Here is a 22,919-nt window from a genome sequence, read left to right as displayed (position 1 = left end):
CATTGTCGACAAAGTTCGGCAGCCGCGCCGCCGGGCCGCCGGCGCGGCCCCGGGTCAACGCCGCGCCTCACACCTGCGGCCGGCCGGGTTCACCTGACCCCCCGTACGGGGTGGAACGGGACACCGCCCGCACTCGGGCGGTTCGCATTCCGTCCGGTTTGAATGCAAGAACGATCGGGTACCGGTCGGCCACTGGACGTTCCGACACTCGATGTGACAGCCTTCACACGGTCAGTTCCCGCGACTCTTCCCAGTTCTGACGCCATGCCACCCTCTTTGCACCAGATGTGTCACGAACCCCCCGTGCGGCGGCTATCCACTTGGCAGAGCATCCGCATCATGGACGACGATAGAGGTGCGGACACACAGACCGCGGGTGAGAGGAGGCGTCAATGGGATCGGTACGCAAGGCAAGCGCCTGGCTGGGCCTCGTCGACGACAACGATGACGAGCGCTACTACGACGACGACTACGCCGAGGGGTCCGAGCCCGGCAGCACCGGTAACACCCCCTGGGTGACCGACCCGCGCGTCCAGGTCGCCGACGAGAGCGCCCAGGACCAGAGCACCCGCATCGCCACCGTCACCCCGGAGGGCTTCGGGGACGCCCGCGGCATCGGGGAACTGTTCCGGGACGGCATTCCCGTCATCGTCAACCTGACCGCGATGGACTCCTCCGACGCCAAGCGCGTGGTGGACTTCGCGGCCGGGCTGACCTTCGGGCTGCGCGGCTCCATCGAGCGGGTCGCCACGCGCGTCTTCCTGCTCACCCCGGCCGACTACCGCATCCTCAGCGGTGAGCCCGGCCGGCGCCGCCCCGAGGGCGGCTTCTTCAACCAGAGCTGAGCGCCGGGGCCGGGGCGGCCGACGCCCCCCGGCCGACGCCCTCGGCCGCCGGCCGGGTCCGCTCAGCGGAACGCGTCGAGGCCGGTGAGCGCCTTGCCCAGCACGAGCTGGTGCATCTCGACGGTGCCCTCGTAGGTGAGCACCGATTCCAGGTTCGTCGCGTGCCGCATGACCGGGTACTCCAGCGAGATCCCGTTCGCGCCGAGGACCGTACGGGCCGTACGGCAGATCTCGATCGCCTCCCGTACGTTGTTGAGCTTGCCGAAACTGATCTGTTCCGGCCGCAGCCGCCCCGCGTCGAAGCGCCGCCCCAGGTGGTGGGCGAGCAGGATGCCCTTGTGCAGTTCCACGGCCATGTCGGCCAGCTTGGCCTGGGTGAGCTGGAAGCCGCCGATGGCCTTGCCGAACTGCTCGCGGGTACGGGAGTACTCCAGCGCGGCCTCGAAACTGGCGCGCGCGGCACCCATCGCGCCCCACACGATGCCGTACCGGGCGTGGCCCAGGCAGCGCAGCGGGCCGCCCAGCCCCTTGGCGTCGGGGAGCACCGCGTCGGCCGGCAGTCGTACCCCGTCCAGGACCAGTTCGCTGGTGACCGAGGCGCGCAGCGACCACTTGTGCCGGATCTCGGGCGCGCTGAAGCCGGGGGTGCCGGCCGGGACGAGGAAGCCGCGGATGCCGTCGTCGGTCTGTGCCCAGACCACCGCGACGCCGGCCACCGACCCGTTGGTGATCCACATCTTGCGGCCGGTGAGCACCCAGTCGCCGCCGTCCCGTCTGGCGTGGGTGCGCATGTCGCCGGGGTCGGAGCCGTGGTCCGGCTCGGTCAGGCCGAAGCAGCCGATGGTCTCGCCGGACGCCATGTCCGGCAGCCAGCGCCGCTTCTGCTCCTCGGAGCCGAAGCGCCAGATCGCGTACATGGCGAGCGAGCCCTGTACGGAGACCAGCGAGCGGATGCCCGAGTCGGCCGCCTCCAGCTCCAGGCAGGCCAGGCCGTACTGGACGTGCGAGGCGCCCGCGCAGCCGTACCCGGTCAGCGCCATGCCGAGGGCGCCGAGGGAGCCCAGTTCGCGGGCCAGGTCCCGGATGCCGGGCAGTTCGCCCTGCTCGTACCACTCGGCGATGTGCGGCAGGACCCGGTCGCCGGCCCACTGACGGACGGTGGCGCGTACCGCCCGGTCCTCGTCGGAGAGCAGGTCGTCGAGGCCCAGCGGGTCTTCCGCGTCGAAGGGCGGGAGCTTCGGGGACGGGGATGCGGACATGGCGGGGCCTCCGGTAGCTGCGCGCGCACAAAAACTAGCGGTGTTAGTTATCCAGGTCCGACGTTACGGGCGGCCGCGGCACGGCGGCAAGGGCCCCCGCCGTGGGCACAGCCCCTGCCCGGCCGCCCCGCCCCATACGCGAAGCCCCCGCTCAGCGCCGTACTCCCCGCGCCGCAGCCCCCGTCCCCCTTGGTTCCGCTACCGTCCTTGTTCCGTTTCCGCCCGGTGGTTCCCGCTACCGTCCGGTGTTCGCGCGCGCCGGCTCCGAGCCGCAGTGCGTCCCGTCGCTGTCGGTCCGGTCCCCCGCGTCCGCGGCCCGCCGCGGCAGTCGCAGCGCGATCACCGCGCCGACCAGCAGCAGCACGGCGCTGGTGACGAGCGTGACGTGCAGCCCGTGCACGAAGGAGCCCTGCGCGGCGTCGCGCAGCACCGACTTCGCCGTGTCGCCGAGCGAGGAGGCGACCTTGTACGCCTCCCCCAGCGAGTGCGCGGCCGAGGCGGACGCCCGGTCCGGGACGCCGTCCACGTGGGCCAGCCCCGGGGCGTAGGCGGCGTTCATGACACTGCCGAGCAGGGCCACGCCGATGCCCGCGCCGAGCTGGTAGGAGGTCTCACCGATGGCCGCCGCGCCGCCCGCCTGGTCGGCGGGGGCCTCGCTGAGCATCGACTCGTAGGCGCCGAAGAGGGTGCTCTGGAAGCCGAAGCCGAGCAGTACGAATCCCAGCACGAGCAGCCAGGGCCGGTCCGTCTCGTCCATCGCGGTCAGGCAGAGCACCGCGGCCGCGGTGAGCACGAAGCCCAGCGAGACCATCACCTTGGGGCCGATGGCCTGCAGCACCTTCGAGCCGGTGAGCCCGGCGGCCATCGCGGCGAAGACCAGCGGCAGCATCCGCAGCCCGGTCTCCAGCGGGCTCAGGCCGAGGACGAGCTGGAGGTACTGCACGGCTATGAGCTGCAGCCCGACGAGGGCGAGCATCGCCAGCACGATGCAGCCCACGGAGGTGCCGAAGGCCGGGCGGGCGAACAGCCGCATGTCGATGAGCGGATGCTCGCGCTGGCGCTGGCGCCGTACGAAGACGATCAGCAGCAGGACACCGACGAGGAGGGAGCCCAGCGTGGTCGGGCCGAGCAGTGCCTCGCCGCTGCCGATGCGCTTGACGCCGAGGACGACACCGAGCACACCGAGCGCCGCGACGACGGCGCCGACGGTGTCCCAGGGCCCGTTGCGCTCGCCCCGGGACTCCGGCAGCAGCCAGCGCCCTATCAGGGCCATGACCGCCATCATCGGGATGTTGATGAGGAAGACCGAGCCCCACCAGAAGTTCTCGACGAGGAAACCGCCGAGGACCGGACCGACCGCGGCGCCGACGGCGGCCACCGCGCTCCACACGCCGATGGCGACCGCCCGCTCGCGCCGGTCGGGGAAGACCTGGCGCAGGATCGACAGCGTCGCCGGCATGATCATCGCGCCGCCGATGCCGAGCAGGGCCCGGGCGATCATCAGCGTCTGCGGGTTGGGCGCCAGTGCGGCGGCGGCCGAGGCCGCGCCGAACAGGCCGTACCCCATGAGCAGGATGCGGCGGCGGCCCACCCGGTCGCCGAGCGTGCCGAAGAGGATGAGCAGGGACGCCGCGATCAGCGGATAGATGTCCACGATCCACAGCAGTTCCACCGGCCCGGGACGCAGGTCCTCGGTGACCGACGGCACCGCCACGTACAGGATGGTGGTGTCCAGCGCGACGAACAGCAGGCTGACGCAGAGCACGACCAGTACGGTCCAGCGGTTGGCGCCGCCACCTCCATGCCGGGGAACCCCCGCCGTCCGCTCGCTGCCGGACGTGGTAGTCCCGGACATTCGCGTACCTCCTGTCATGCTCTCGCGGCCGCGTGCCGGGGCGCGGGAGGCGCTCCGGCGGAACCGGCGGACGGGCGAGTTGAGACGTCAGACTACGCGAGTCGCGTGACGTGACGCGTGGCTCACCCCACGATGAGACGCTCGTCGCAGGGCCCGGCGGTTCCCATACCCGTTGACGGACGGCGGACTCCGGCCACGGGATAATCGGCCGGATGAACGATCTTGCCCCCTTTCGCGGCCCGGAGCGGAACGGACCCGGCCGGACGGACCGGCCGCGCTCCGCGCTGCGCCGGGCCGCCCCCGCCCTGCTGGTGTACGCCGCGATCCGGGCGCTGGGGCTCGTCGTCCTGGCGGCCTGGTCCGCCGCGCACGGCAAGAGCTGGCACACCCTGCTCACCGCCCGCTGGGACGCGCTCTGGTACACCCGGGTCGCCGAGCAGGGGTACGGCTACAGCGTCCAGCTTGCCAACGGGGACGTGCATTCGAACCTGGCGTTCTTCCCGCTGCTGCCGTGGCTGGAGCGCGGGCTCTCCGCCGTGACGTCGCTGTCCGCCGCCGACGCCGGGCTGGCGGTGTCCTGGCTCGCGTCGCTCGCCGCCGCCTGGGCGCTGTATCTGACCGGCGAGCGGCTGCACGGGCCGCGGGCCGGTGTCGCGCTGGCGGCGCTGTGGGCGGCGCTGCCGGTGGGGATCGTGCAGTCGATGGCGTACTCGGAGTCGCTGTTCACCGCGCTCGCGGCGTGGGGGGTGTACTGCGTACTGACCGGGCGGTGGGTGACCGCGGGGGTGCTGGCCTCGCTGGCGGGACTGACCCGGCCGGTGGGGGCCGCGGTGGTCGCGGCGGTGTGGATCACCGCGGTGGTGACGCTGTGGCGGGACCGCGCACCGGGCGGCGGACCGGCGGACGGCGGGCCGGGCGGCGGACTGCGTCTGCGCCGGCACCGGCGGATGCTGCTGGGCGTGCTGCTGGCGCCGCTCGGCTGGTGCGGCTATTTCCTCTGGGTGGGTGTCCGGGAAGGCGGTATCACCGCGTATCTGGACGTCCAGGGCGGCTGGGGCAACGGTTTCGACGGTGGCGTGGCCTTCGCCTCGTTCCTGTGGGACCTCGGTTTCCCGGCGGGCCTCGGACTGCTGGCCGGTGTCGCTCTGGTGGTCTGGCTCTACGTCCGGGGCGCGCGCCAGGGGCAGCCGCTGCCGTTGCTCGTCTACGGCGGGGTCGTCCTGCTGCTGGCGCTGACGGCCAAGGGGTACTTCGGCTCCAAGCCGCGCCTGATGATGCCCGCCTATCCGCTGCTGCTGCCGCTCGCCGCCGGGCTGGCGCGGTGGCGTCCGGCGGCGTCCTGGACGGTGACGGCCCTGGTCAGCGTGGGGTCGGCGGTGTACGGGGCGTTCTGGCTGAACGGTTCGGGCCCGCCGTGAACGGAGGATTCCCCTCCGTGAACGCCCCTGCGGGGAAACGGACCGCGACACCCGCACGAATCGGCGATAAACTCCTCCGGCGAATTGGAAAGAAGCCGCTCGGGGCCTCCGCCGACACCCCTCCCGGAGGCAATCCGACGGCCGGTGAATTCCTTCCGAAATCCCTTGGCCAAAGTCACCTTTGAGACAGATTGCACATCACATCGTCATTACAAAGCTCACAGTTTGACCAAGCACCGACATCACACGCGGTAACGTCGATTGAGTGCGTACCGATGACAAGCTCGACCAGATGGAGGAGCACCCGCCCGACCGCCCGCCGTCACGCATGACCCGGACCCGCTGGTGGCTGTTCGGGGGCACGCTCGCGGTGTACGTGGCGATCGTGGCCGGTGTGCTCGCCACCTCATGGCTGGTCACCTTCGACTGGCAGGCCATGCTCTTCCGGCCGTACAAGCAGTGGCCGGAGATCCACGCCTTCCTCGACTACTTCGTGGTCCTGGGCCAGCGCGGCCCCACCGCGGTCGCCGTGGCGGCCTGGCTGGGCTGGCGCTGCTGGCGGACCAAGAACCTCCACCCGCTGCTGGTGCTGGGCACCTCGCTGCTGCTGCTCAACATCACCGCGGGCGCCGCCAAGCTGGGCATGGGCCGGCTCGGCCCGCACTACGCGACCACCATCGGCGCCAACGAGATGTGGCTGGGCGGCGATATATTTCCTTCCGGTCACACCGCGAACGCCGTCGTCACCTGGGGCGTCCTGGCCTATCTGGCGACCACTCCGCTGCGCCGCCGCGCACTCTCGGTGATCGCCGCGCTCGGCGCCCTGGGTGTCGGCATGACCACCGTCTACCTCGGTACCCACTGGGTCAGCGATGTGCTGCTGGGCTGGGCTGCCGGGCTGCTGGTGCTGCTGGCGCTGCCCTGGTTCGAGCCCGGAGTGGAGTGGGCCGAGTCCCGGCTGACGGCCCTGTGGCAGCAGTTGCGCACCCGCTGGCTGCCGGCGCCCGCGCCGCTCACCCCGGCGCACGCCCGTACCGGTCTGTCCGCGCCGCGGCCGGCGCCGGAGGAAGAGGTGCTGGTCCGGGACGCGATGGGCGTCGCCAGGCCGGGCACCGCCACCCGCGCCGCGGACAGCCGCCCGCACCACCCGCCGCGGCCGCACACGGTCCGCTCGGAGCGCACCCCGGTCACCCCGACCGGCAGCCGGCGCCCGCCGCACGCGGACCGCGCGCCGCGCACCGCGCCGCTGACCCCGGCCCCGGTCCGCGGCCGCACCGGCGGGAGCTGACCGCCACCCGACCCGCGGGGACGGTACGCACAGCCTCTCCCCCGCGCGGCCGACGGCCCCGGCCGCTCCTGTCGGAGCGCCGGGGCCGTCGCCTTGTCCGGGTCCGCCGCCGGCCGCTCAGCCTTTCCAGCTACGGGTCACCGAGCCGCCCTCGACCTCGAAGTTCAGGCGGCCGCCCAGGTACTCCATGGTGATGATCGTGCCCGGCGCCAGGGACCGGACCGTGGTCCAGCCGTGCGCGCGGGCGCGCTCCTCGGCGGCCTGCTGCGCCAGCCCGACGTAGGTCTCGGGGTCGTCGTCGGGTTCGGAAGGGGAGTTCGGTACGGGTGCCATGGCAGCCACCGTAGGCGTACCGCGCAGCAGGTGGAAGGGCCGGGGTGCCATACGCGCGTACCTGCCCGGTCCCCCCTTGGTCACACTTCTGTCACAGCATGACAGCGCGTGTTTGCCCTCTTTTCCGTCACCCGTACGAGCCGGGCACTGCACCAACCGGGTGGGAAACGACGTCGGTCTGATTTCAGCCTTGATCGCCCGTCGGAGGCCGGCTCCGGACCCTCCGGGAGCGGCCGGAATTAATTCCCCGTCAGCAGCCTTTTATTCCTTCCTTTTTACGGTGTCCGACATCCCGGAAATGAACCGACGGCACGCCGCCGCAGCATATTTCGCAAGCATCGGTGCCGGTCGGCGGGTTTGACTCCACCGCCGTGCGGTACTCGCTGATGCCGAGGAGCCCATGGGAGACAACACAGCGAACACACCGGACAAGAGCAACAACCACCGAGCGGCGTCCGCCCGCCCCAGCGCACCGGAACTCCTGCGGTCGGCACGGGAACAGCTCGCCGAGCTGACCGGCATGAACCCCGAGACCGTGTCCCGGTTCGAGAAGACCGAGGACGGCTGGGTCCTGGAGACCGAGGTGCTGGAGCTCGCCCGGGTACCCGAGACGATGAGCCTCATGGCGTTGTACGAGGTCACGCTCGACCCGGACGGAATGCTCACGGGCTACCGGCGCGTCAGCCGCTACGAGCGTGCGAGAGGAAGACCACAGTCATGACCGTTGTCCCGGCACAACAGCAGTCCGGGGGCGGGGGCGGCACCAGTGGCCTCTACGACGTCCTGGAGCTGATCCTCGACCGCGGCCTGGTGATCGACGCGTTCGTCCGCGTCTCACTGGTCGGTATCGAGATTCTCAAGATCGATGTCCGTGTGGTGGTGGCCAGCGTCGACACCTATCTGCGTTTCGCCGAAGCCTGCAACCGTCTCGACCTGGAGACCGGCGCCAACAAGAGCCCCGGCCTGCCCGACGTCGTCGGCCAGGTCACCGAGTCCGGCGCCAAGGGCAAGTCCAAGGGAGCGCTCTCCGGCGCGGCCGAGACCTTCGCCGAGGCGATCGGCTCGGGGCGGGACAAGGCCGAGAGCGAGGGCGAACCGCAGCGCAGGCCGCGGCGCACCACCTCCCGTAAGAAGGAGGAGAGCGAGTGAGCACGTACGTCTACGGCATCGCCCGCGCCGACCACCCGAAGCCCGAGCAGGAGATCCTGGGCATCGGCGACCCGCCGCGCCCGGTCCGCATCGTCCGCCAGGGCGACCTGGCCGCGATCGTCAGCGACTGTCCCGACAAGCTGCGGCCCAAGCGCCGTGACCTCCTCGCCCACCAGCACGTACTGACCGAGGCCGGCGCGGACGGAGCGGTGCTGCCGCTGCGTTTCGGCTCGCTCTCCGACGACGACGAGGCGGTCCAGGACGTCCTGGCCGAACACGCCGAGCACTACAAGGCGCAGTTGGACGACCTCAACGGGCGGGTCGAGTACAACGTCAAGGCCGCCCACCGCGAAGAGGACGTCCTGCGGCGGGTGCTGACGGAGGAGCCGGAGATCCGCGCCCTCAACGAGGCCAACCAGGCCGCAGGCGGCGGCGCGTACCAGCAGAAGCTGCGGCTCGGCGAACTGGTCGCCAACGCCGTACGGGCCCGTGAGGTCGCCGACGCGCACACCGTGGAAGCGGCGCTGGTGCCGAAGGCGGAGCAGTCCTGCCCCGGTCCCGAGGGCTCCGGCTGGCTGGTGAACCTGTCCTTCCTGATGCGGCGCGAGGACGCGGCCGCGTTCCTGGACGCCGCCGACCGGCTCGGCGCCGACCACCCGCACCTGGAGCTGCTGGTCAACGGGCCGCTCCCGCCGTACAGCTTCGTCCGCCCCCTAGAGTCCGCCGCCGCGGAGTGACCGATGGGCCTGATCAAGGAGCTGCTGCTGCTCCCGGCCGCCCCTGTACGGGGGACGGGCTGGGTGCTGCGGCAGGTCCTCACCGAGGCCGAGCGGCAGTACTACGACCCGGCCGTGGTCCAGCGCGAACTGCGGGAACTGGCGGAGCAACTGGACAGCGGGCAGATCGACGAGGCCGAGTTCGACCGGCGCGAGGACGCGCTGCTGGACCGGCTGGAAGAGCTGCGGCAGCGGCAGGCCGGGGCGTGAGGAAGGTCTTCCGGACCGCCCCGGCCCCCGTGCCGCTCCCCCGGAGCGGCACCCCGTAGCGCGAAGACATCACCGAACCGGACAGTACGAGATCCCCGGAGAGCGTCGTGCCGGACGTCCGAGCCCTGGAACGGGACGGCGGACGAGCGCGACCCGACATGGAGGAGATCCCCGACATGAAGAACCGGCCGGCACTGGTGCTGGCCGTCGCCGGAGGCTATCTGCTCGGCCGCACCAAGAAGGCCAAGCTCGCCATCGGTATCGGCAGCATGGTCCTGGGCAAGCGCCTGAATCTGAGCCCGCAGCAACTGGTCTCTCTGGTCAACGACCAGATAGCCGCCAACCCGCAGCTCAAGGAGTTGCGCGAGCAACTGCGCGGCGACCTCGCGGGGGTGGGCAAGGCGGCGACCGGCGCACTGGTCACCAAGCGCCTCGACTCCCTGGCGGACAGCCTGCACGAGCGGACTCTGAACGTGCGCGACCGGCTGGACGCCGGCGGGACCGCCGGCAAGGCCGCGGACACCGTGCGCGGCGTGACCGGCGGCGGGCGGGACGACGAGGAAGCGTCCGACGACGGCGAGGAGGAGAGCGCGCCGAGAAGCCGCGGCAGCGGTGCGCGCAAGTCCGGGGGTGAGGGACGCGGCGCCGCCAAGAAGCAGAGCGCGCGGTCCTCGAAGACCTCCGCCAGGACCGGCGCCAAGTCCGACTCCGGTTCCGGTTCCGGCACCAAGGCCGCGCCGGACCAGCGCAAACGGCCCGCGAAGCAGGCGGCAGCCGCGCCGAAGAAGACCGCCTCGGCCGCGAAGAAGACGGCTCGCGCCGGCACCCGCCGGAGCGGAGGTGAGGACCGTGGCTGACACGAAGTCCGGCGGTCCGATGGCCACCGTCAAGGAGACCGTGGCCGGCAACCCGGCCGTCGACCGTCTGAAGGAAGAGGCCGTCTCGTTCGCCGCCGCGCAGGCCCAGCGCCTGCTGGTGGCCACCGGCAAGCGGCTCGGCGAGGCCACCACCCGGCTCACGGACGTGGCCGAGGGGCGCAGTGACAGCCTGATCGGGCCGGTGATCAAGGACACCCTCAAGGGCGCGGTCAAGGACACCGCCAAGAACTCCGTCAAGGGCGCCTTCAAGAAACTCACCGGCGGGCGCAAGGGCGGCGGCGGCAAGGGCAAGTTCGTCACGATCAGCGAGGACGTCGACGTCGGCGTGCCGGTGCGCGAGGCGTACAACCAGTGGACGCAGTTCCAGGAGTTCAGCACCTTCGCCAAGGGGGTGCAGGGGGTGGAGTCCACGGACGACACCGACTCCAACTGGCGCGCCAAGATCTTCTGGTCCACGCGCAGTTGGAAGGCGCACACCACCGAGCAGCTCCCCGACGAGCGCATCACCTGGACCTCCGAGGGCGCCAAGGGCACCCTCAAGGGCGTCGTCACCTTCCACGAGCTGGCCGCCAACCTCACCCGGGTGCTGCTGGTCATCGAGTACCACCCCAAGGGTCTGTTCGAGAAGACCGGCAACATCTGGCGGGCACAGGGCCGCCGCGCCCGGCTCGATCTGAAGAACTTCCGCCGCTTCGTGATGATGCGGGGCGAGGCGACCGGCGAGTGGCGCGGCGAGATCCGGGACGGCGAGGTCGTCGTCGGCCATGACGAGGCCGTCGAGCGCGAGGAACAGGAGCGCGACGAGCAGGGCGCGGACCAGGACCGCGCCGAGCAGGAAACCGAGGGCGCGGGCAAGCCGTCCGAGGACGCGTACGAGGAGGAGACCGGCGACTCCGACGAGGAGCCGGACGCCGAGGACGCGTACGACGACGCCGAGGACGCCGGGGAACCGGAAGCCGAGGACGAGGAAGCGGACACCGAGGCGGCCGACGAGGAAGCGGACGACGCCGAGGGCACGTACGACGACGACGCCGAGGACGCCGACGACGAGCCCGAGGACGCGTACGACGACGAGGAGGACGCCGCGGACGAGTACGACGACGAGGAACCGGCGGACACCGAGGACGAGCGGGAGCCGGAGCCGGCCCGATGAGTTCCCAGGTCCCCTCCCCGTACGGCTCGAACGGCGGCGCCAACCTCGCCGACATCCTCGAACGCGTCCTGGACAAGGGCGTGGTCATCGCCGGGGACATCCGCATCAACCTGCTCGACATCGAGCTGCTCACGATCAAGCTGCGGCTGATCGTGGCCTCGGTCGAGCGGGCGGAGGAGATGGGCATCGACTGGTGGCGCGACGACCCGTCGCTGTCCTCCGGTGCCCGGCGCCGCGAACTCGCCCAGGAGAACGAACGGCTGCGCGAGCGGATCGCCGCCCTGGAGGGAGACCAGGAGCCGCGAGAGGAGATCACTTGAGTACGCACGGCGCCGAGCTGATGTACACCTACGCCGTCGCCCGGGCAGGCTGCCGACCGCCGGACGGACTGCTCGGCGTCGCGGACGCACCCGTGGAGACCGTCACGGAGGGCGCGCTGGCCGCCCTGGTCTCCCGGGTGCCGGCCGCCGACTTCGAGGAGGAGGCGCTCCGCGCCCACCTGGAGGACATGGCGTGGCTGGAACGGACCGCCCGGGCACACCGCAGCGTGGTGGACACCGCGGCCGCGGAGTTCTGTGTGCTGCCGCTGCGCCTGGTGACGGTCCACCGCGACACGCGCGGGGTCCGGCAGGTCCTCGCGCAGCGCGCCGAGGAGTTCCTGAGCGCGCTGGTGAGCCTGGACGGCCGGATGGAGTGGGGCGTCAAGGCGTACGTCGAGGACGCCGGGGCCGCCAAGCCCGCCGTTCCCGCGGGCGGGTCGGCCCGTGAGGCGGCCGCGGGCGGCTCGGGCCGCGACTTCCTGCGCCGGCGGCTGGCCCACCGGCAGGCGCAGGAGCAGAACCAGCGGCGCGCCGACGAGCTGGCCCGCGCCGCGCACGAGGCGCTGGACACGTTCGCCGAGCGCAGCCGGCTGCACCGCCCGCAGGACGCCCGGCTGTCCGGGGTCAGCGGCCGCAACGTGCTCAACGGCGCCTATCTGATCCCCCGCGAGCAGGCCGGGGCGTTCGCGGGCCTGGTCGGTGAGCTGGCGGACCGCAGCCCTGGCGTGCGGATCGAGCTGACGGGGCCGTGGGCCCCGTACTCCTTCGCGCAGCCTCCGCAGCCCTCGGAGGCGGCCGGGGACACCGGGACCGGTGCGGTATGACGTCCCCGGTGGCCGGCCCGCAGCCGGACAATCCGCTGGCCGAACGGCAGATCGCGCTGGTCGACCTGCTGGACCGGCTGCTGGGCGGCGGCGCGGTCATCGCGGGCGACCTCACCCTGCGCATCGCCGAAGTGGATCTCGTACGGATCGATCTGCGGGCCCTGATCAGCTCGGTCAACGCCAACGTTCCCTCGCCCTTCGAGGAGTTGGAGCAGTGAGGTCCGTGACGGGGTCCGGGGAAGCCGAGGAGGAGGTGGCGCCGTGAGCCGGCGTGTGGAACTGGACGAGGACACCGTGGAGCGCGACCTGGTGCGGCTCGTGCTGACCGTGGTGGAACTGCTGCACCAGCTCATGGAACGGCAGGCGCTGCGCCGCGTCGACCAGGGCGATCTGTCGGAGGACCAGGAGGAACGGATCGGTCTGACGCTGATGCTGCTGGAGCGGCGGATGGGCGAGCTGTGTGAGCGGTACGGCATCGGGAAGGACGAACTGAACCTCGATCTCGGCCCGCTGGGGCCCCTGCTGCCCCGGGAATGACCCCCGCGCCGCGCCCGTCGGGCCCGCCGCAATGATCCGGCCGGGCTGCGCACACCCTCTCGCGCGACCGGGCCGGGACGGCCATCATGGCTTGAGCCCGAGCACGTCCAGCACGTCCCTTACCGACTTCCCGGGCGCGCCGGAGGGTTCCGGCCGCTTCGGTGTCTCTTGGCGAACGAGGTGGCGCAGATGGGTACGGACACCGTGGAGGCGAGCCCGGGACCGGTGCGGGCGCGGCGGCCCGGCGCGGTGGTGGTCGACTGGCTGACCACCACCGACCACAAGAAGATCGGCCATCTCTATCTGATCACCGCCTTCGGCTTCTTTCTCGTCGGCGGTCTGCTGGCGCTGCTGATGCGGGCCGAACTGGCCCGCCCCGGGCTCCAGATCATGACGAACGAGGAGTTCAACCAGGCGTTCACGATGCACGGCACGATCATGCTGCTGCTGTTCGCCACCCCGGCCTTCGCGGGCTTCGCCAACGAGATCATGCCGTTGCAGATCGGCGCGCCCGACGTGGCCTTCCCACGGCTGAACATGCTCGCGTACTGGCTGTTCCTCTTCGGCGGTCTGATCGTGCTGGGCAGTCTGCTGACGCCGACCGGCGGCGCGAACTTCGGCTGGACCGCCTACGCCCCGCTCAGCTCGATGGTCCGCTCCCCCGGCATCGGCGCCGACATGTGGATCATGGGGCTGGCGCTCTCCGGCTTCGGCACCATCCTCGGCTCGGTCAACTTCATCACCACCATCATCGGGATGCGCGCGCCGGGCATGACGATGTTCCGGATGCCGGTCTTCACCTGGAACGTGCTGTTCACCTCGATCCTGGTGCTGGTCGCCTTCCCGGTGCTGGCGGCCTCGCTGCTGGCGCTGGAGGCGGACCGGCGCTTCGGCTCGGTGGTCTTCGATGCCGAGTGGGGCGGCGCGCTGCTGTGGCAGCACCTGTTCTGGTTCTTCGGGCACCCCGAGGTCTACATCATCGCGCTGCCGTTCTTCGGCATCATCACCGAGATCATCCCGGTCTTCTCGCGGAAGCCCATCTTCGGCTACGTGATGCTGATCGGCGCGACGATGGCGATCACCGGGCTGTCGGTCGTGGTGTGGGCGCACCACATGTTCGCGACGGGCGCGGTGCTGCTGCCGTTCTTCTCGTTCATGTCGTTCCTGATCGCGGTGCCGACGGGGGTGAAGTTCTTCAACTGGATCGGCACGATGTGGCGCGGCTCGCTGTCCTTCGAGACCCCGATGCTGTGGGCCGTCGGGTTCCTGGTGAGCTTCCTGTTCGGCGGGCTGACCGGGGTGATCCTGGCGTCGCCGCCGCTGGACTTCCACGTGACCGACACGTACTTCGTCGTGGCCCACTTCCACTACGTCGTCTTCGGCACGGTCGTGTTCGCGATGTTCGCCGGCTTCTACTTCTGGTGGCCGAAGTTCACCGGGAAGCTGCTCGACGAGCGGCTGGGCAAGGTGCACTTCTGGACGCTGTTCACCGGCTTCCACACCACCTTCCTCGTCCAGCACTGGCTGGGTGTGGAGGGGATGCCGCGCCGGATCGCCGACTACCTGGCCGCCGACGGCTTCACCGTGCTCAACACCCTCTCGACCGTCGGCGCCTTCCTCCTCGGCCTGTCCACGCTGCCGTTCCTCTACAACGTCTGGAAGACGACGAAGTACGGCGTGAAGGTCACGGCGGACGACCCGTGGGGCTACGGCCGCTCCCTGGAGTGGGCGACCTCCTGTCCGCCGCCGCGCCACAACTTCCTGACCATCCCCCGGATCCGCTCGGAGTCGCCCGCCTTCGATCTGCACCACCCGGAGATCGCGCGGCTCAGCCCGCCGGGCACTCCGGAGCCGCAGGGGGCGCGGGAGACGCGGGAACCGCAGGCGTCGCGGAAGCCGTCGGGGTCGGGGCCGTCCCCGACGGAGGAGCCGGATCCGGGGGCAGCGCCCGGGTCAGCCGGTCCCTGACCTCGCGGATCGCGTCCGTCAGCGCCGGCGGCTCGCGCACCTCGAAGTCGAAGCCCAGCAGGACGGCATGGACCACCAGGACATCCAGGCGGTGCGCGCCGGTGTGCAGCAGGCAGCGGTGGGCGTCGAGCGGTTCGACGACGCCGACGGACGGGCTGATCCGCTGGGCGGCCTCCGCGGCGGTGGCGTGCAGCACCAGGGTGGCCCGCTCGGCGTAGACGTCCGTGGAGACGCCCCGCGAGACGTACGCGGCGAGATCGGCGGCCGGGCCGGGGCGCGGGGTGAAGCGCGGGCCGTGCGGCGGGGTGGGGGTGATCCGGTCGACGCGGAACGTCCGCCAGTCGGCGCGGTCCACGTCCCAGGCGACGAGGTACCAGCGGCGCTGCGCGGACACCAGCCGGTGCGGCTCGACGGTGCGGCGGCCGGCCGTACCGTCGTGGCTCGCGTAGTCGAAGCGCAGCCGTTGGCTGTCCCGGCAGGCGTTGGCCAGTTCGGTGAGGGTGGCGGCGTCGACCCGGGGGCCGGCGGCGCCGGGCATGGGCACGGTGAAGGCGTTGAGGGCGCCGACGCGGCGGCGCAGCCGGTGGGGCAGCACCTGTTCCAGCTTGGTCAGGGCCCGTACGGAGGTCTCCTCGATGCCTTCGACGCCGCCGGCGGCCGCCGTGCGCAGCCCGACGGCGACTGCCACCGCCTCCTCGTCGTCGAGGAGCAGCGGTGGCAGTTCGGCGCCCGCGCCCAGTCGGTAGCCCCCGGCGGTGCCGGGGGCCGAGTGGACGGGGTAGCCCAGTTCGCGCAGGCGGTCGATGTCACGGCGGACGGTGCGCGGAGTCACGCCGAGCCGGTCGGCGAGATCCGCGCCCGTCCACTCGCGGTGTGCCTGCAGGAGAGAGAGCAGACGCAGCAGTCGTGCCGAGGTTTCCACCATGCCGGGCAGTCTGGCAGCACATGCGGACAGCTACCGTCCGCGTCTCTCCCGGGTCACCACCTGTACCAGCGTGTGCGACCACCGCCCGCGCCCGTCGAACGGAACAGGAAGCCCAGCAGCCAGACGACCAGCACCGCGACGGCCACCCACCACAGTGCCTTGAGCGCGAAACCCGCGCCGAACAGGATCAAAGCCAGCAGCAGTACCAGAATGACAGGAACCATGTGTATCGCACCTCCGCTGCTCCGAGTGCCCCCGGCGTGCGGTGTTATGCGTGCTGTCTGACGAGGCCCGGTCAAGAACCGGCCGGGTCCGGTCGGTCCGTCCCGCCCGTCCCGCCGGCCCCGTCACTCGCGTCCGTCCCGCCACCCGTGACCCGGACCGTCAGGTCGTTGTCGCGGGTGTAGGAGGGGCCGATGCGCAGCCGGCCCGACGGGCAGCCGACGGACAGCGCCGGGTGGCTGACGGTCTCCGCCTTCTCCGGTACGTCGTCGAGCAGCCGGGCGATACGGACCGGTTCGGCCTCCTCGGTCACCCGCAGCCACAGGGCCCAGCGGTCACTGCCGCCCTGCCAGCGGCCCGCGAGCTGCGTGTGGGGCAGGGTGAAGACGAAGTCGGGGCCGTCGCCGGTGAGCGGGACGGTGACGCGGGTGGCCGGGTCGGCCGTCTCCGGGGCGCCGGGGCGGGTCGTGGCCTCGGCCCGGGCGCCCGGGCCGAGGGCGGCGCCGTAGAGGCGGCCCGCCACCGTCACACCGCAGGCGTCGACGAGGACGTCCCCGGCCTCGGCGTGCGGTCCGCGCAGCCAGCTGCGCAGCGCCAGACTGCCGGACCTGGTGGTGTACGGGATGCGGACGCCGAGCCGGCCGATCCCGGCCAGCGGGCGGCGGTCCACCAGCGGGCTCAGGTCGGTGACGCCGGGCAGCAGCCGCTGCGGGCCGCGGCCGTCGCCGAGGTCGGCGTAGGTGTTCCAGCGGCCCTCGGGGAGCGCGACGGTGCTGGGCAGGACGGCCCGCAGGCACCCGGAGCCGTTCGGGCCGAGCGGCAGCCGCAGCTCCTCGTCGGCGCCGCCGTCGCGCGGGCTGAGGACGAGCGCCGCGCTCCAGACCGGCCTGGTGCCCTGCGGGGTGGTGATGTCGAAGGTCAGGCCGCCGGCGGAGTCGGCTATGCAGTCCGCGCGCAGCGGCTGGGCGGCCCCGCCCGCCGCGCGGGAACCGCGGCCGGTGGCCGTGACGTCCGGCCCGGCGGGGGCCGTGGGCTCGGCCCGCACGGGAGCGACGGCTTCGGGACCGGCCGTCCCGGCGCCCGTCACGGGCAGTTGCGTCGACGCGTTCATACCCTCCGCACCCCTCTCACAGCGGCCTGCGCCGCGTCCTTGGTTGCGTACGCCCCGTGCTCCGGGCGGGGTCGCGTCCGCCGGGCGCCGGTCCGGGCCGCCCCTCCGGTGCCGTGGGCGTGGTGAATCAGGAATGAGCTGTGCATCCGTCCCCGTATTCCGTCCCCGTATCCCTTGGTCGCCGCGGACGAGTCCCGCTGTCTGCCCCGTTGAACGGTTGGACCACGTTCCCGGGTTCCGGGTTGAGGCGTTTGGCCAACTTGTTCCGAAAGAGTTAGGACATCGGTAGCGGCGTCGAGGAACTTTCCCGAACCGTTGATCGTCGGTTCTGTGCCGTGCTGTAACGCCACAAGTTATGCCGTCCCGGGGCGTCCCGTCACGAGGTGTGCAGCCAACGGCTCGCTCCGCCGGTCTTCCCGGGCCGACGGGCCGGGCCGACGGTGACGGCCGGGTCCTCAGGGCCGGTACGGAAGCTGGGGGACGGTGAAACAGTTGGTGTCCATGTCGCCCTGGGTGACCCAGCCGCCCCGGCCGCCCCGCGCCGCGTCGCGCCAGCGGGCGACCGACAGGCAGGTCCGGTCGGTGGCCGGCGGCTCGGCCTGCGGCCGGTACGCGGCGGGGAGCAGCAGGCCACGGGCGGTGTAGGGCGCACCCTGCCCGACGAAGCGCTCCACGCACGCGCGGGTGGGCCGCTGCCCGCAGGAACGCGCCGCGTCGGCGAACCACATCGCGGCCGCCCACCCTTCGAGCTGCCACTGCGACAGCGGTCTCCCCTCGGCGTACCGGGTCATACCAGCACGGAAGGCCCGTACCGCCGCGCCGCCCGGCCCGCTCCCCGGATCGTCGTAGTTGCGGCTGGCGCCGGTGGCCCACAGGGCGTTGCGGCAGCCCGGCGAGTCCTTGTAGTCCTTCGCGACCGTGTCCGACCAGTTCTGTACGTTCGTGACCTTGGCGGTCGGCCGGACGCCCGCCGCGTCCATCGCCTCGCACAGTTGCGCGTTGCCGTGCGTGTCCATCGCGTCGAAGACCAGATCGGCCCCCCGGTCGCGCAGCCCGGCGGCGACCGCCGGGAAGTTGGGCAGCGCGAAGTCGACCTGCTCGCTGGTCACGTCGTACCCCTCGGCCTCCAGACCGCGCACGATCAGCCGGGCGTACGCGGCGGACGCCGCCTGGTTGTAGGAGACGACGGCGGCGGTGCGGGCCCGCTGGACGCGCTTGAAGTAGCGGTAGACCTCCGTGCCGCCGTACAGCTTCCCGCCCCAGCCCGCCGCCTTGCCGTCCCGTGGCGCCCGGCTGCCGTAGATCCCGTACAGATGCGGATACGTGTCGTACGCGGCGCCGACCGGCTGTCCCCCGATGTCGGGGACGCCCGCGGCGGAGACCCTGGGCGCGCCCGCGTAGTCCAGCGCGGTGGTCGCGACCAGCGCGAACACCTTGTCCTCGGTGAGCAGTTTGCGCACGCACTCGTTGTTGCCGACGCCGCTGCCCCCGTCGTCGCAGGTCACCGCCCGCACCGGCCGTCCGTTGACGCCGCCCTTCGCGTTCAGGTCCGCGAAGTACGCCAGCGCGCCGTCCCGTGGCCCGGTGAACGCCTCGCCGCCCACCGGGCTCGTCGCACTGGTGATGATCCCGACGACGATCGGCTCCCGCGCCCGGCCGGTGGCGGACGCGGTCCCGCGGTGTTCGAAGTCGCTCTCCGGCAGCCTGCTGCCACAGGCGGCGGTCAGCGCGAGCAGCAGCGCTGAGGCGGCCGCCCCGGCCGCCTCAGCAGCCCGGCGCGTCCGCATTGCCGCTCATGCCCACCAGCGCGCACAGGGTCTTGAGCGCCACCTTCCACACCTTGCCCTGGTACACGGAGGCGCCCTTGGCGTTCGGCAGCGCGGTGGCGCCCTTGAGGGTGAGGCTGTACGTCACCTCGGCCGCGGTCGCCGAGGTGAACCGTACGGCGGACACCTGCGCCGCGACCTGCTTCCCCCGCTGGTCGCCGTTGAACGCCTCCAGCAGCAACTGGAATTCCTCGCCGTTCTGGAGGTACTTCGCCTTCTCCGCGTTGGACAGCTTCGGGTCGAAGAACTTCCGCCAGTTCTCCTTGATCTCCCGCTCGGCGGCGGCCGGATCGGCCGGGGCGTCACCCGGGGAGGACGGCGGACCGGAGGTCGCCGTTCCCGTACCGCTCTTTTCCGGGGCGGAGGACGCCCCGCTGGGCGCGCGCTGCCCGCCGTCCTCGGCGTCACTGCAACCCGCCGCCCCGGCCGTCATCAGCAGCACCGCCGCCGTCACCAGCGCCGGAGCCCGCCGTGCACGCCCCCCACGGACCGCCATGTACACCACCGCCTGTCATCGCGACCGGCCGCGACCGGTCTGGCACAAGCCTTCTGGGTGCTGTCTTCACAGGGCATAGTGCAGGCATTCGCCGGAAGCCGCGAGGGGGCGTGATGCGCAACGCGCGAACACGGTTCGGGGCGCGCCTGGCCCCGTGGGGCGGCTGGGCGGCGCTGGCGGGCGGGGCGGTGCTGTGCGCGGCCGGTTGGTACGGCGTCTCCGGCGAGCGGTTCGCCGAGCGCCAGATCCCGTTCCTGGCCTCCTGCTCGATCCCGGGCGCCGCCCTGATCGTCGCGGGTGCCGTGCTGGTGGCGCGGGGCGACCAGGGCCTGGCGGCGGCGCGCGTCGAGGAACTGTACGGGCTGCTGGTGACGTACGGCGCCGAGGACACGGTCACGGCGGCGGGCGGCGGGGAGCCGGCGGGGGCGGGCAGGGCCGCGGCCGTGCGAAAGGAGCAGGACGCGGAGGCCGGTCCGCCCCTCACCGTGCCCGGCGGAACGCTTCTGCACCGGCCCGGCTGCCCGCTCGTGGCCGGACGGCCGGACGCCCGCGCCGCCGCCGGCGGACCGGCGGAAGCGGATGTCTCCCCTCCGGCGCCCTGCCCCGTCTGCGAGCCGGACGACCCGCGCCCCGGCCCGGAACGGTGAGCTCGCTCTCGTACGACCTCACCCTGGCCGGGCTCGCGGTGGGCAGCGCCGCCGCGCTCACCGGCATCGGACTGATCGTCACCTACCGGGCCACCGGCGTGCTGAACTTCGCGCACGGCGCCGTCGCCATGGTGTGCGCCTACGTCCTGCGGCAGCTCGTGGTCGGCTGGAACTGGCCGCTGCCGCCCGCCGCCGCCGTCACCCTCCTCCTCGTCGCGCCCGGCATCGGACTGGCGCTGGACCGCGCCGTCTTCCGGCCGCTCTCCCTACGCGGTACGGGCCCGGCCCGCACCCTGGTCGCCTCCCTGGGCGCCTTCGTCCTGCTGGTCGGCGCCGCGGGACTGCTGTGGGGGCCGGGAGCGCGTGCGGACGCGCCCGCGCTGCTGCCGGACGACCCCTGGGTGCAGCTCGCCACCGCCGTCATCCTGGCCGCCGGGGTCGCCGCCGTCACCCGCTGGACCCGCTTCGGCCGCGCGCTGCGTGCCGTCGTCGACAACCGCCCGCTCGCCGTCCTCAGCGGCATCGACGCCGATCGGGTCGCCGCCGCCGGCTGGGCCTTCGGGTCCTTCACCGCCGGGCTGACGGGCGTGCTGCTGGCCCCGCTGCTGCGCCTGGACCCGTACGGACTGCCGCTGCTCGTCATGGAGGTGATGGCGGTCGCGGTGGCGGCCGGTCTGCGCAGCCTGCCGGTGGCGGTGGCCGTGGCCCTGGCCATCGGCGTCGCACAGAGCCAGCTCACCCGGCTGCACCCGGGCGGCAGCCTGGAACCCCTCGTCCAGGCCGTCGGCGCCAACCTGTTCGTCGTGGCGTTGCTGGCCGCCGCCCTCGCCCGGCGCGGCCTCGGTGCCCCCCGGGCCCTGCCGGACGCGTCCCACGGCTCGGCACCGGCCCTGCGCACCGTCCGGCTGCCCGACCACGACGGCCGCGCCTGGCTGGTCTGCGGCATCCTCTTCCTGCTGCCGCTGGGCTTCGCCCACGGCGACCTGCGCACCTCCGTACAGGTACCGGCGCTCGCCGTGGTGCTGCTCTCCTTGGTGGTCGTCACCGGGCGCGGCGGCCAGATCTCCCTGGGGCAGGCCGCGTACGCCGGTCTGGGCGCCCTGTTCACCGCACTGCTCGCGGCGGGCCGCTTCCCGGGCCTGCCGGCCGTCCCCGGGCTGCCCGCCCTGCTGCTGGCCGTCCTGCTCACCGCACCGCTCGGCCTGCTCACCGGCCGGCCCGCGCTGCGGCGGTACGGCCTCGCGACGGCCCTGGCCACCCTCGCCTTCGGGGTCGCCGTCAGCCGGTTCGTCTTCGCCCAGCCGTACGCCACCGCCGGGCTCTCCCTCGACCGCCCCGCCGGTTTCGCCGGCGACCGCGCGTACTACGTCCTCGAACTGGCCCTGCTCGGCCTCGCGCTGCTCGGGGTGGCGGCACTGCGCCGCGGCCGTACCGGGCGCGCGCTGGCCGCGATGCGCGACCACGAGCCGGGGGCGGCCGCCGCCGGTGTGCCCGTACCGGCCCTCAAACTGGCGGCGTTCACGGTGGGCGCCGCCCTGGCCGCACTGGGCGGCGGGATGCTCGGCATGGCGCTGCGCGCCTTCGACCCGGCGTCCTACGACCCGGTACGCGGCCTGCTGTGGTTCGCGGCCGTACTCGTCCTGGGCGCCGACAGCCTGCTGGCGGCGCTCGCCGCGGCGGTCCTGCTGGTCGGCCTGGACTCGGGGGCCGGGGGCGGCGCGGCGGCCGCGGTGATCGGTGTCCTGGCCGTGCTCGCCGGCCGGCTGCCGAGCGGCCCGCACGCCGCCCTGCGCGAGGCCGTGGCCCGTCGGTCCGGGGCTCCGGAGCCGCGGCTGACTCCGCTGGGGGCACGGGCGCGGGCGAAGATGGCGTCGGCACGTCCGCCCGGGGGCCGTACGTCCGGGGACCGTGGTTCCGGGAGTCGTACGCCCGGGAGCCGGACGCCCGAGAACCGTACGCCCGGAGGTGGCCTCTCCGAGCCCTGCCGCCCCGCCCCGAAGGAGCCCGTCCCCCACACCCCGGCGCCCACTCCCACACCATCACTCCTCTCCTCCCCCTCCTCCCCCTCCTCCCCCCCCTCCCCCATGCCCGCTGTCCGCCTCAGTCCCTCCGGCCGCCCCCTCCCTTCCGGCCGCCCCCTCCCTTCCGGCCGCCTCACCGCCCGCTCCCTCCACGCCCGTTACGACGGCTTCACCGTCCTGGACGGTGTCGACCTGGCCGTCGCGCCGGGCCGGGTCACCGCGCTCATCGGGCCCAACGGGGCGGGCAAGAGCACCCTGTTCCACTGTCTGTGCGGCACCCTGCGCCCCGCGGCGGGCCGGGTACTGCTCGACGGGACGGACATCACACACCGCCCCGCGCACGCCCGGGCCCGCCTCGGGCTGGCCCGGACCTTCCAGCAGCTCGCCGTGTTCGACGGGATGACCGTGGCCGAGAACGTCCGGATCGGCGCCGAGCAGAGCGGCGTACCGGACCCGGCCGCCGCCACCGGCCGGGCGCTGGACCTGCTCGCCCTCGACGGCCCGCTGCGCGCCGCGCCCGTCGCCGGGCTGGACACCGGCACCCTGCGCCGCGTCGAACTGGCGCGCGCCCTCGCCGGCCGCCCGCGCACCCTGCTGCTGGACGAGCCCGCGGCGGGCCTGGACAGCGCGGAGGTGGCCGCGCTCGCCGGTGTGCTGCGCGCCGTGGCGGCCGACGGCACGGCCCTGCTCGTCGTCGAGCACGACCTCGACCTGGTCGCCGGGCTGGCCGACACGGTCTACGCGATGGCCGCGGGCCGGATCGTGACGCGGGGGCCCGCCCGCCGCGTCCTGGCGGAGCCGCGGCCGTGAACGGCCGGCAGCGCGCGGAACGCCGACCGCTGCGGCCCGTGACGGCAA

At 72.9% G+C, this 22,919-nt stretch carries 23 protein-coding genes and 1 pseudogene; 16 read left to right on the top strand and 8 right to left on the bottom strand.

The genetic code is table 11. The features are described from left to right. The first annotated feature begins 392 nt into the window (after positions 1–392). A complete protein-coding gene (locus tag ACZ4QV_RS14100) occupies positions 393–845 on the top strand; it encodes a cell division protein SepF (protein ID WP_361154411.1) in 453 nt (150 codons plus the stop codon). A gap of 62 nt (positions 846–907) precedes the next feature. Here the strand turns inward: ACZ4QV_RS14100 and ACZ4QV_RS14095 are convergent, their stop codons facing one another. Together ACZ4QV_RS14095 and ACZ4QV_RS14090 are read right to left on the bottom strand one after the other, a co-directional pair. Beyond that, positions 908–2,104 (bottom strand): acyl-CoA dehydrogenase family protein, encoded by a 1,197-nt coding sequence (locus ACZ4QV_RS14095; protein ID WP_361154414.1) that lies wholly within the window; start codon positions 2,102–2,104, stop codon positions 908–910. A gap of 235 nt (positions 2,105–2,339) precedes the next feature. Then, complete coding sequence (locus ACZ4QV_RS14090) at positions 2,340–3,959, bottom strand: MFS transporter (RefSeq protein ID WP_361154417.1); 1,620 nt, start codon at positions 3,957–3,959, stop codon at positions 2,340–2,342. Positions 3,960–4,171: 212 nt separating this feature from the next. Between ACZ4QV_RS14090 and ACZ4QV_RS14085 the strand changes: the two genes are divergently transcribed. Next, positions 4,172–5,377 (top strand): hypothetical protein, encoded by a 1,206-nt coding sequence (locus tag ACZ4QV_RS14085; RefSeq protein ID WP_361588187.1) that lies wholly within the window; start codon positions 4,172–4,174, stop codon positions 5,375–5,377. A 265-nt stretch (positions 5,378–5,642) separates the two neighbouring features. Further along, positions 5,643–6,665: a phosphatase PAP2 family protein gene (locus tag ACZ4QV_RS14080; protein ID WP_361154422.1), complete on the top strand. Its 1,023-nt coding sequence runs from the start codon at positions 5,643–5,645 to the stop codon at positions 6,663–6,665. A 117-nt stretch (positions 6,666–6,782) separates the two neighbouring features. Here the strand turns inward: ACZ4QV_RS14080 and ACZ4QV_RS14075 are convergent, their stop codons facing one another. Beyond that, a complete protein-coding gene (locus tag ACZ4QV_RS14075; RefSeq protein ID WP_361154425.1) occupies positions 6,783–6,998 on the bottom strand; it encodes an I78 family peptidase inhibitor in 216 nt (71 codons plus the stop codon). 400 nt (positions 6,999–7,398) lie between these two features. On the opposite strand from ACZ4QV_RS14075, the gene ACZ4QV_RS14070 reads away from it, so the two are divergent. The 11 genes and pseudogenes from ACZ4QV_RS14070 to ctaD all read left to right on the top strand — a co-directional run. Next, a complete protein-coding gene (locus ACZ4QV_RS14070) occupies positions 7,399–7,719 on the top strand; it encodes a gas vesicle protein GvpO (protein ID WP_361154428.1) in 321 nt (106 codons plus the stop codon). Then, positions 7,716–8,147, top strand: a complete 432-nt coding sequence (locus ACZ4QV_RS14065; RefSeq protein ID WP_030019468.1) for a gas vesicle structural protein GvpA — start codon at positions 7,716–7,718, stop codon at positions 8,145–8,147. The genes ACZ4QV_RS14070 and ACZ4QV_RS14065 overlap by 4 nt, the downstream gene beginning before the upstream one ends. Next, complete coding sequence (locus tag ACZ4QV_RS14060) at positions 8,144–8,884, top strand: GvpL/GvpF family gas vesicle protein (protein ID WP_361154431.1); 741 nt, start codon at positions 8,144–8,146, stop codon at positions 8,882–8,884. The genes ACZ4QV_RS14065 and ACZ4QV_RS14060 overlap by 4 nt, the downstream gene beginning before the upstream one ends. 3 nt (positions 8,885–8,887) lie before the next feature. After that, entirely contained in the window at positions 8,888–9,133 is a 246-nt protein-coding gene (locus tag ACZ4QV_RS14055) for a gas vesicle protein GvpG (protein ID WP_361154433.1), read from the top strand. A 107-nt stretch (positions 9,134–9,240) separates the two neighbouring features. Next, entirely contained in the window at positions 9,241–9,990 is a 750-nt protein-coding gene (locus tag ACZ4QV_RS14050; protein WP_361588183.1) for a hypothetical protein, read from the top strand. Then, the gene (locus tag ACZ4QV_RS14045) at positions 9,983–11,164 is read left to right on the top strand and encodes an SRPBCC family protein (protein ID WP_361154439.1); all 1,182 of its coding nucleotides are present in this window, start codon (positions 9,983–9,985) and stop codon (positions 11,162–11,164) included. Before ACZ4QV_RS14050 ends, ACZ4QV_RS14045 begins: the two co-directional genes overlap by 8 nt. Then, positions 11,161–11,484 (top strand): gas vesicle protein, encoded by a 324-nt coding sequence (locus ACZ4QV_RS14040; RefSeq protein ID WP_030019464.1) that lies wholly within the window; start codon positions 11,161–11,163, stop codon positions 11,482–11,484. Before ACZ4QV_RS14045 ends, ACZ4QV_RS14040 begins: the two co-directional genes overlap by 4 nt. Next, on the top strand, positions 11,481–12,308 hold the full coding sequence (locus tag ACZ4QV_RS14035) for a GvpL/GvpF family gas vesicle protein (protein WP_361154443.1): 828 nt from the start codon (positions 11,481–11,483) through the stop codon (positions 12,306–12,308). The genes ACZ4QV_RS14040 and ACZ4QV_RS14035 overlap by 4 nt, the downstream gene beginning before the upstream one ends. Beyond that, positions 12,305–12,526, top strand: a complete 222-nt coding sequence (locus ACZ4QV_RS14030) for a gas vesicle protein (protein ID WP_361154446.1) — start codon at positions 12,305–12,307, stop codon at positions 12,524–12,526. The genes ACZ4QV_RS14035 and ACZ4QV_RS14030 overlap by 4 nt, the downstream gene beginning before the upstream one ends. A 43-nt stretch (positions 12,527–12,569) precedes the next feature. Next, positions 12,570–12,845, top strand: coding sequence for a gas vesicle protein K (locus ACZ4QV_RS14025; RefSeq protein WP_031008978.1), 276 nt, complete (start codon positions 12,570–12,572; stop codon positions 12,843–12,845). Between the two features lie 189 nt (positions 12,846–13,034). Then, a pseudogene (gene ctaD / locus ACZ4QV_RS14020) lies at positions 13,035–14,699 on the top strand (aa3-type cytochrome oxidase subunit I); the annotation flags it as partial. Here ctaD and ACZ4QV_RS14015 read toward each other — a convergent pair. The 5 genes from ACZ4QV_RS14015 to ACZ4QV_RS13995 all read right to left on the bottom strand — a co-directional run bounded on the left by ACZ4QV_RS14015 (position 14,674) and on the right by ACZ4QV_RS13995 (position 19,393). Then, positions 14,674–15,738, bottom strand: coding sequence for a helix-turn-helix transcriptional regulator (locus tag ACZ4QV_RS14015; RefSeq protein ID WP_467762931.1), 1,065 nt, complete (start codon positions 15,736–15,738; stop codon positions 14,674–14,676). The pseudogene ctaD and the gene ACZ4QV_RS14015 overlap by 26 nt on opposite strands. 53 nt (positions 15,739–15,791) lie before the next feature. Next, a complete protein-coding gene (locus ACZ4QV_RS14010) occupies positions 15,792–15,962 on the bottom strand; it encodes a hypothetical protein (RefSeq protein WP_030019458.1) in 171 nt (56 codons plus the stop codon). A gap of 71 nt (positions 15,963–16,033) precedes the next feature. Next, the gene (locus ACZ4QV_RS14005; protein WP_467762930.1) at positions 16,034–17,071 is read right to left on the bottom strand and encodes a hypothetical protein; all 1,038 of its coding nucleotides are present in this window, start codon (positions 17,069–17,071) and stop codon (positions 16,034–16,036) included. Between the two features lie 455 nt (positions 17,072–17,526). After that, on the bottom strand, positions 17,527–18,858 hold the full coding sequence (locus ACZ4QV_RS14000; protein WP_361154455.1) for an ABC transporter substrate-binding protein: 1,332 nt from the start codon (positions 18,856–18,858) through the stop codon (positions 17,527–17,529). Then, a complete protein-coding gene (locus tag ACZ4QV_RS13995; RefSeq protein WP_361154458.1) occupies positions 18,836–19,393 on the bottom strand; it encodes an MTB12 C-terminal domain-containing protein in 558 nt (185 codons plus the stop codon). Before ACZ4QV_RS13995 ends, ACZ4QV_RS14000 begins: the two co-directional genes overlap by 23 nt. A gap of 113 nt (positions 19,394–19,506) precedes the next feature. Between ACZ4QV_RS13995 and ACZ4QV_RS13990 the strand changes: the two genes are divergently transcribed. Both ACZ4QV_RS13990 and ACZ4QV_RS13985 read left to right on the top strand, forming a co-directional pair. Further along, positions 19,507–20,040, top strand: coding sequence for a hypothetical protein (locus ACZ4QV_RS13990; RefSeq protein ID WP_361154460.1), 534 nt, complete (start codon positions 19,507–19,509; stop codon positions 20,038–20,040). Then, positions 20,037–22,871 (top strand): ABC transporter permease subunit, encoded by a 2,835-nt coding sequence (locus ACZ4QV_RS13985; protein WP_467762929.1) that lies wholly within the window; start codon positions 20,037–20,039, stop codon positions 22,869–22,871. Before ACZ4QV_RS13990 ends, ACZ4QV_RS13985 begins: the two co-directional genes overlap by 4 nt. Positions 22,872–22,919: the final 48 nt, after the last annotated feature.

Source organism: Streptomyces sp. NPDC026394 (genome assembly GCF_055567735.1).
The sequence above is the reverse complement of the archived record's forward strand: the minus strand, read 5'-3'. Positions and strand labels throughout refer to the sequence as shown.

Excerpts from the sequence above, each read along its gene's own strand:
- ACZ4QV_RS14100 (WP_361154411.1), top strand. The coding sequence starts at position 393 with ATGGGATCGGTACGCAAGGCAAGCGCCTGGCTGGGCCTCGTCGACGAC.
- ACZ4QV_RS14095 (WP_361154414.1), bottom strand. The coding sequence starts at position 2,104 with ATGTCCGCATCCCCGTCCCCGAAGCTCCCGCCCTTCGACGCGGAAGAC.
- ACZ4QV_RS14090 (WP_361154417.1), bottom strand. The coding sequence starts at position 3,959 with ATGTCCGGGACTACCACGTCCGGCAGCGAGCGGACGGCGGGGGTTCCC.
- ACZ4QV_RS14085 (WP_361588187.1), top strand. The coding sequence starts at position 4,172 with ATGAACGATCTTGCCCCCTTTCGCGGCCCGGAGCGGAACGGACCCGGC.
- ACZ4QV_RS14075 (WP_361154425.1), bottom strand. The coding sequence starts at position 6,998 with ATGGCACCCGTACCGAACTCCCCTTCCGAACCCGACGACGACCCCGAG.
- ACZ4QV_RS14070 (WP_361154428.1), top strand. The coding sequence starts at position 7,399 with ATGGGAGACAACACAGCGAACACACCGGACAAGAGCAACAACCACCGA.
- ACZ4QV_RS14065 (WP_030019468.1), top strand. The coding sequence starts at position 7,716 with ATGACCGTTGTCCCGGCACAACAGCAGTCCGGGGGCGGGGGCGGCACC.
- ACZ4QV_RS14055 (WP_361154433.1), top strand. The coding sequence starts at position 8,888 with ATGGGCCTGATCAAGGAGCTGCTGCTGCTCCCGGCCGCCCCTGTACGG.
- ACZ4QV_RS14040 (WP_030019464.1), top strand. The coding sequence starts at position 11,161 with ATGAGTTCCCAGGTCCCCTCCCCGTACGGCTCGAACGGCGGCGCCAAC.
- ACZ4QV_RS14030 (WP_361154446.1), top strand. The coding sequence starts at position 12,305 with ATGACGTCCCCGGTGGCCGGCCCGCAGCCGGACAATCCGCTGGCCGAA.
- ACZ4QV_RS14015 (WP_467762931.1), bottom strand. The coding sequence starts at position 15,738 with ATGGTGGAAACCTCGGCACGACTGCTGCGTCTGCTCTCTCTCCTGCAG.
- ACZ4QV_RS14010 (WP_030019458.1), bottom strand. The coding sequence starts at position 15,962 with ATGGTTCCTGTCATTCTGGTACTGCTGCTGGCTTTGATCCTGTTCGGC.
- ACZ4QV_RS14005 (WP_467762930.1), bottom strand. The coding sequence starts at position 17,071 with ATGAACGCGTCGACGCAACTGCCCGTGACGGGCGCCGGGACGGCCGGT.
- ACZ4QV_RS14000 (WP_361154455.1), bottom strand. The coding sequence starts at position 18,858 with ATGCGGACGCGCCGGGCTGCTGAGGCGGCCGGGGCGGCCGCCTCAGCG.
- ACZ4QV_RS13995 (WP_361154458.1), bottom strand. The coding sequence starts at position 19,393 with ATGGCGGTCCGTGGGGGGCGTGCACGGCGGGCTCCGGCGCTGGTGACG.
- ACZ4QV_RS13990 (WP_361154460.1), top strand. The coding sequence starts at position 19,507 with ATGCGCAACGCGCGAACACGGTTCGGGGCGCGCCTGGCCCCGTGGGGC.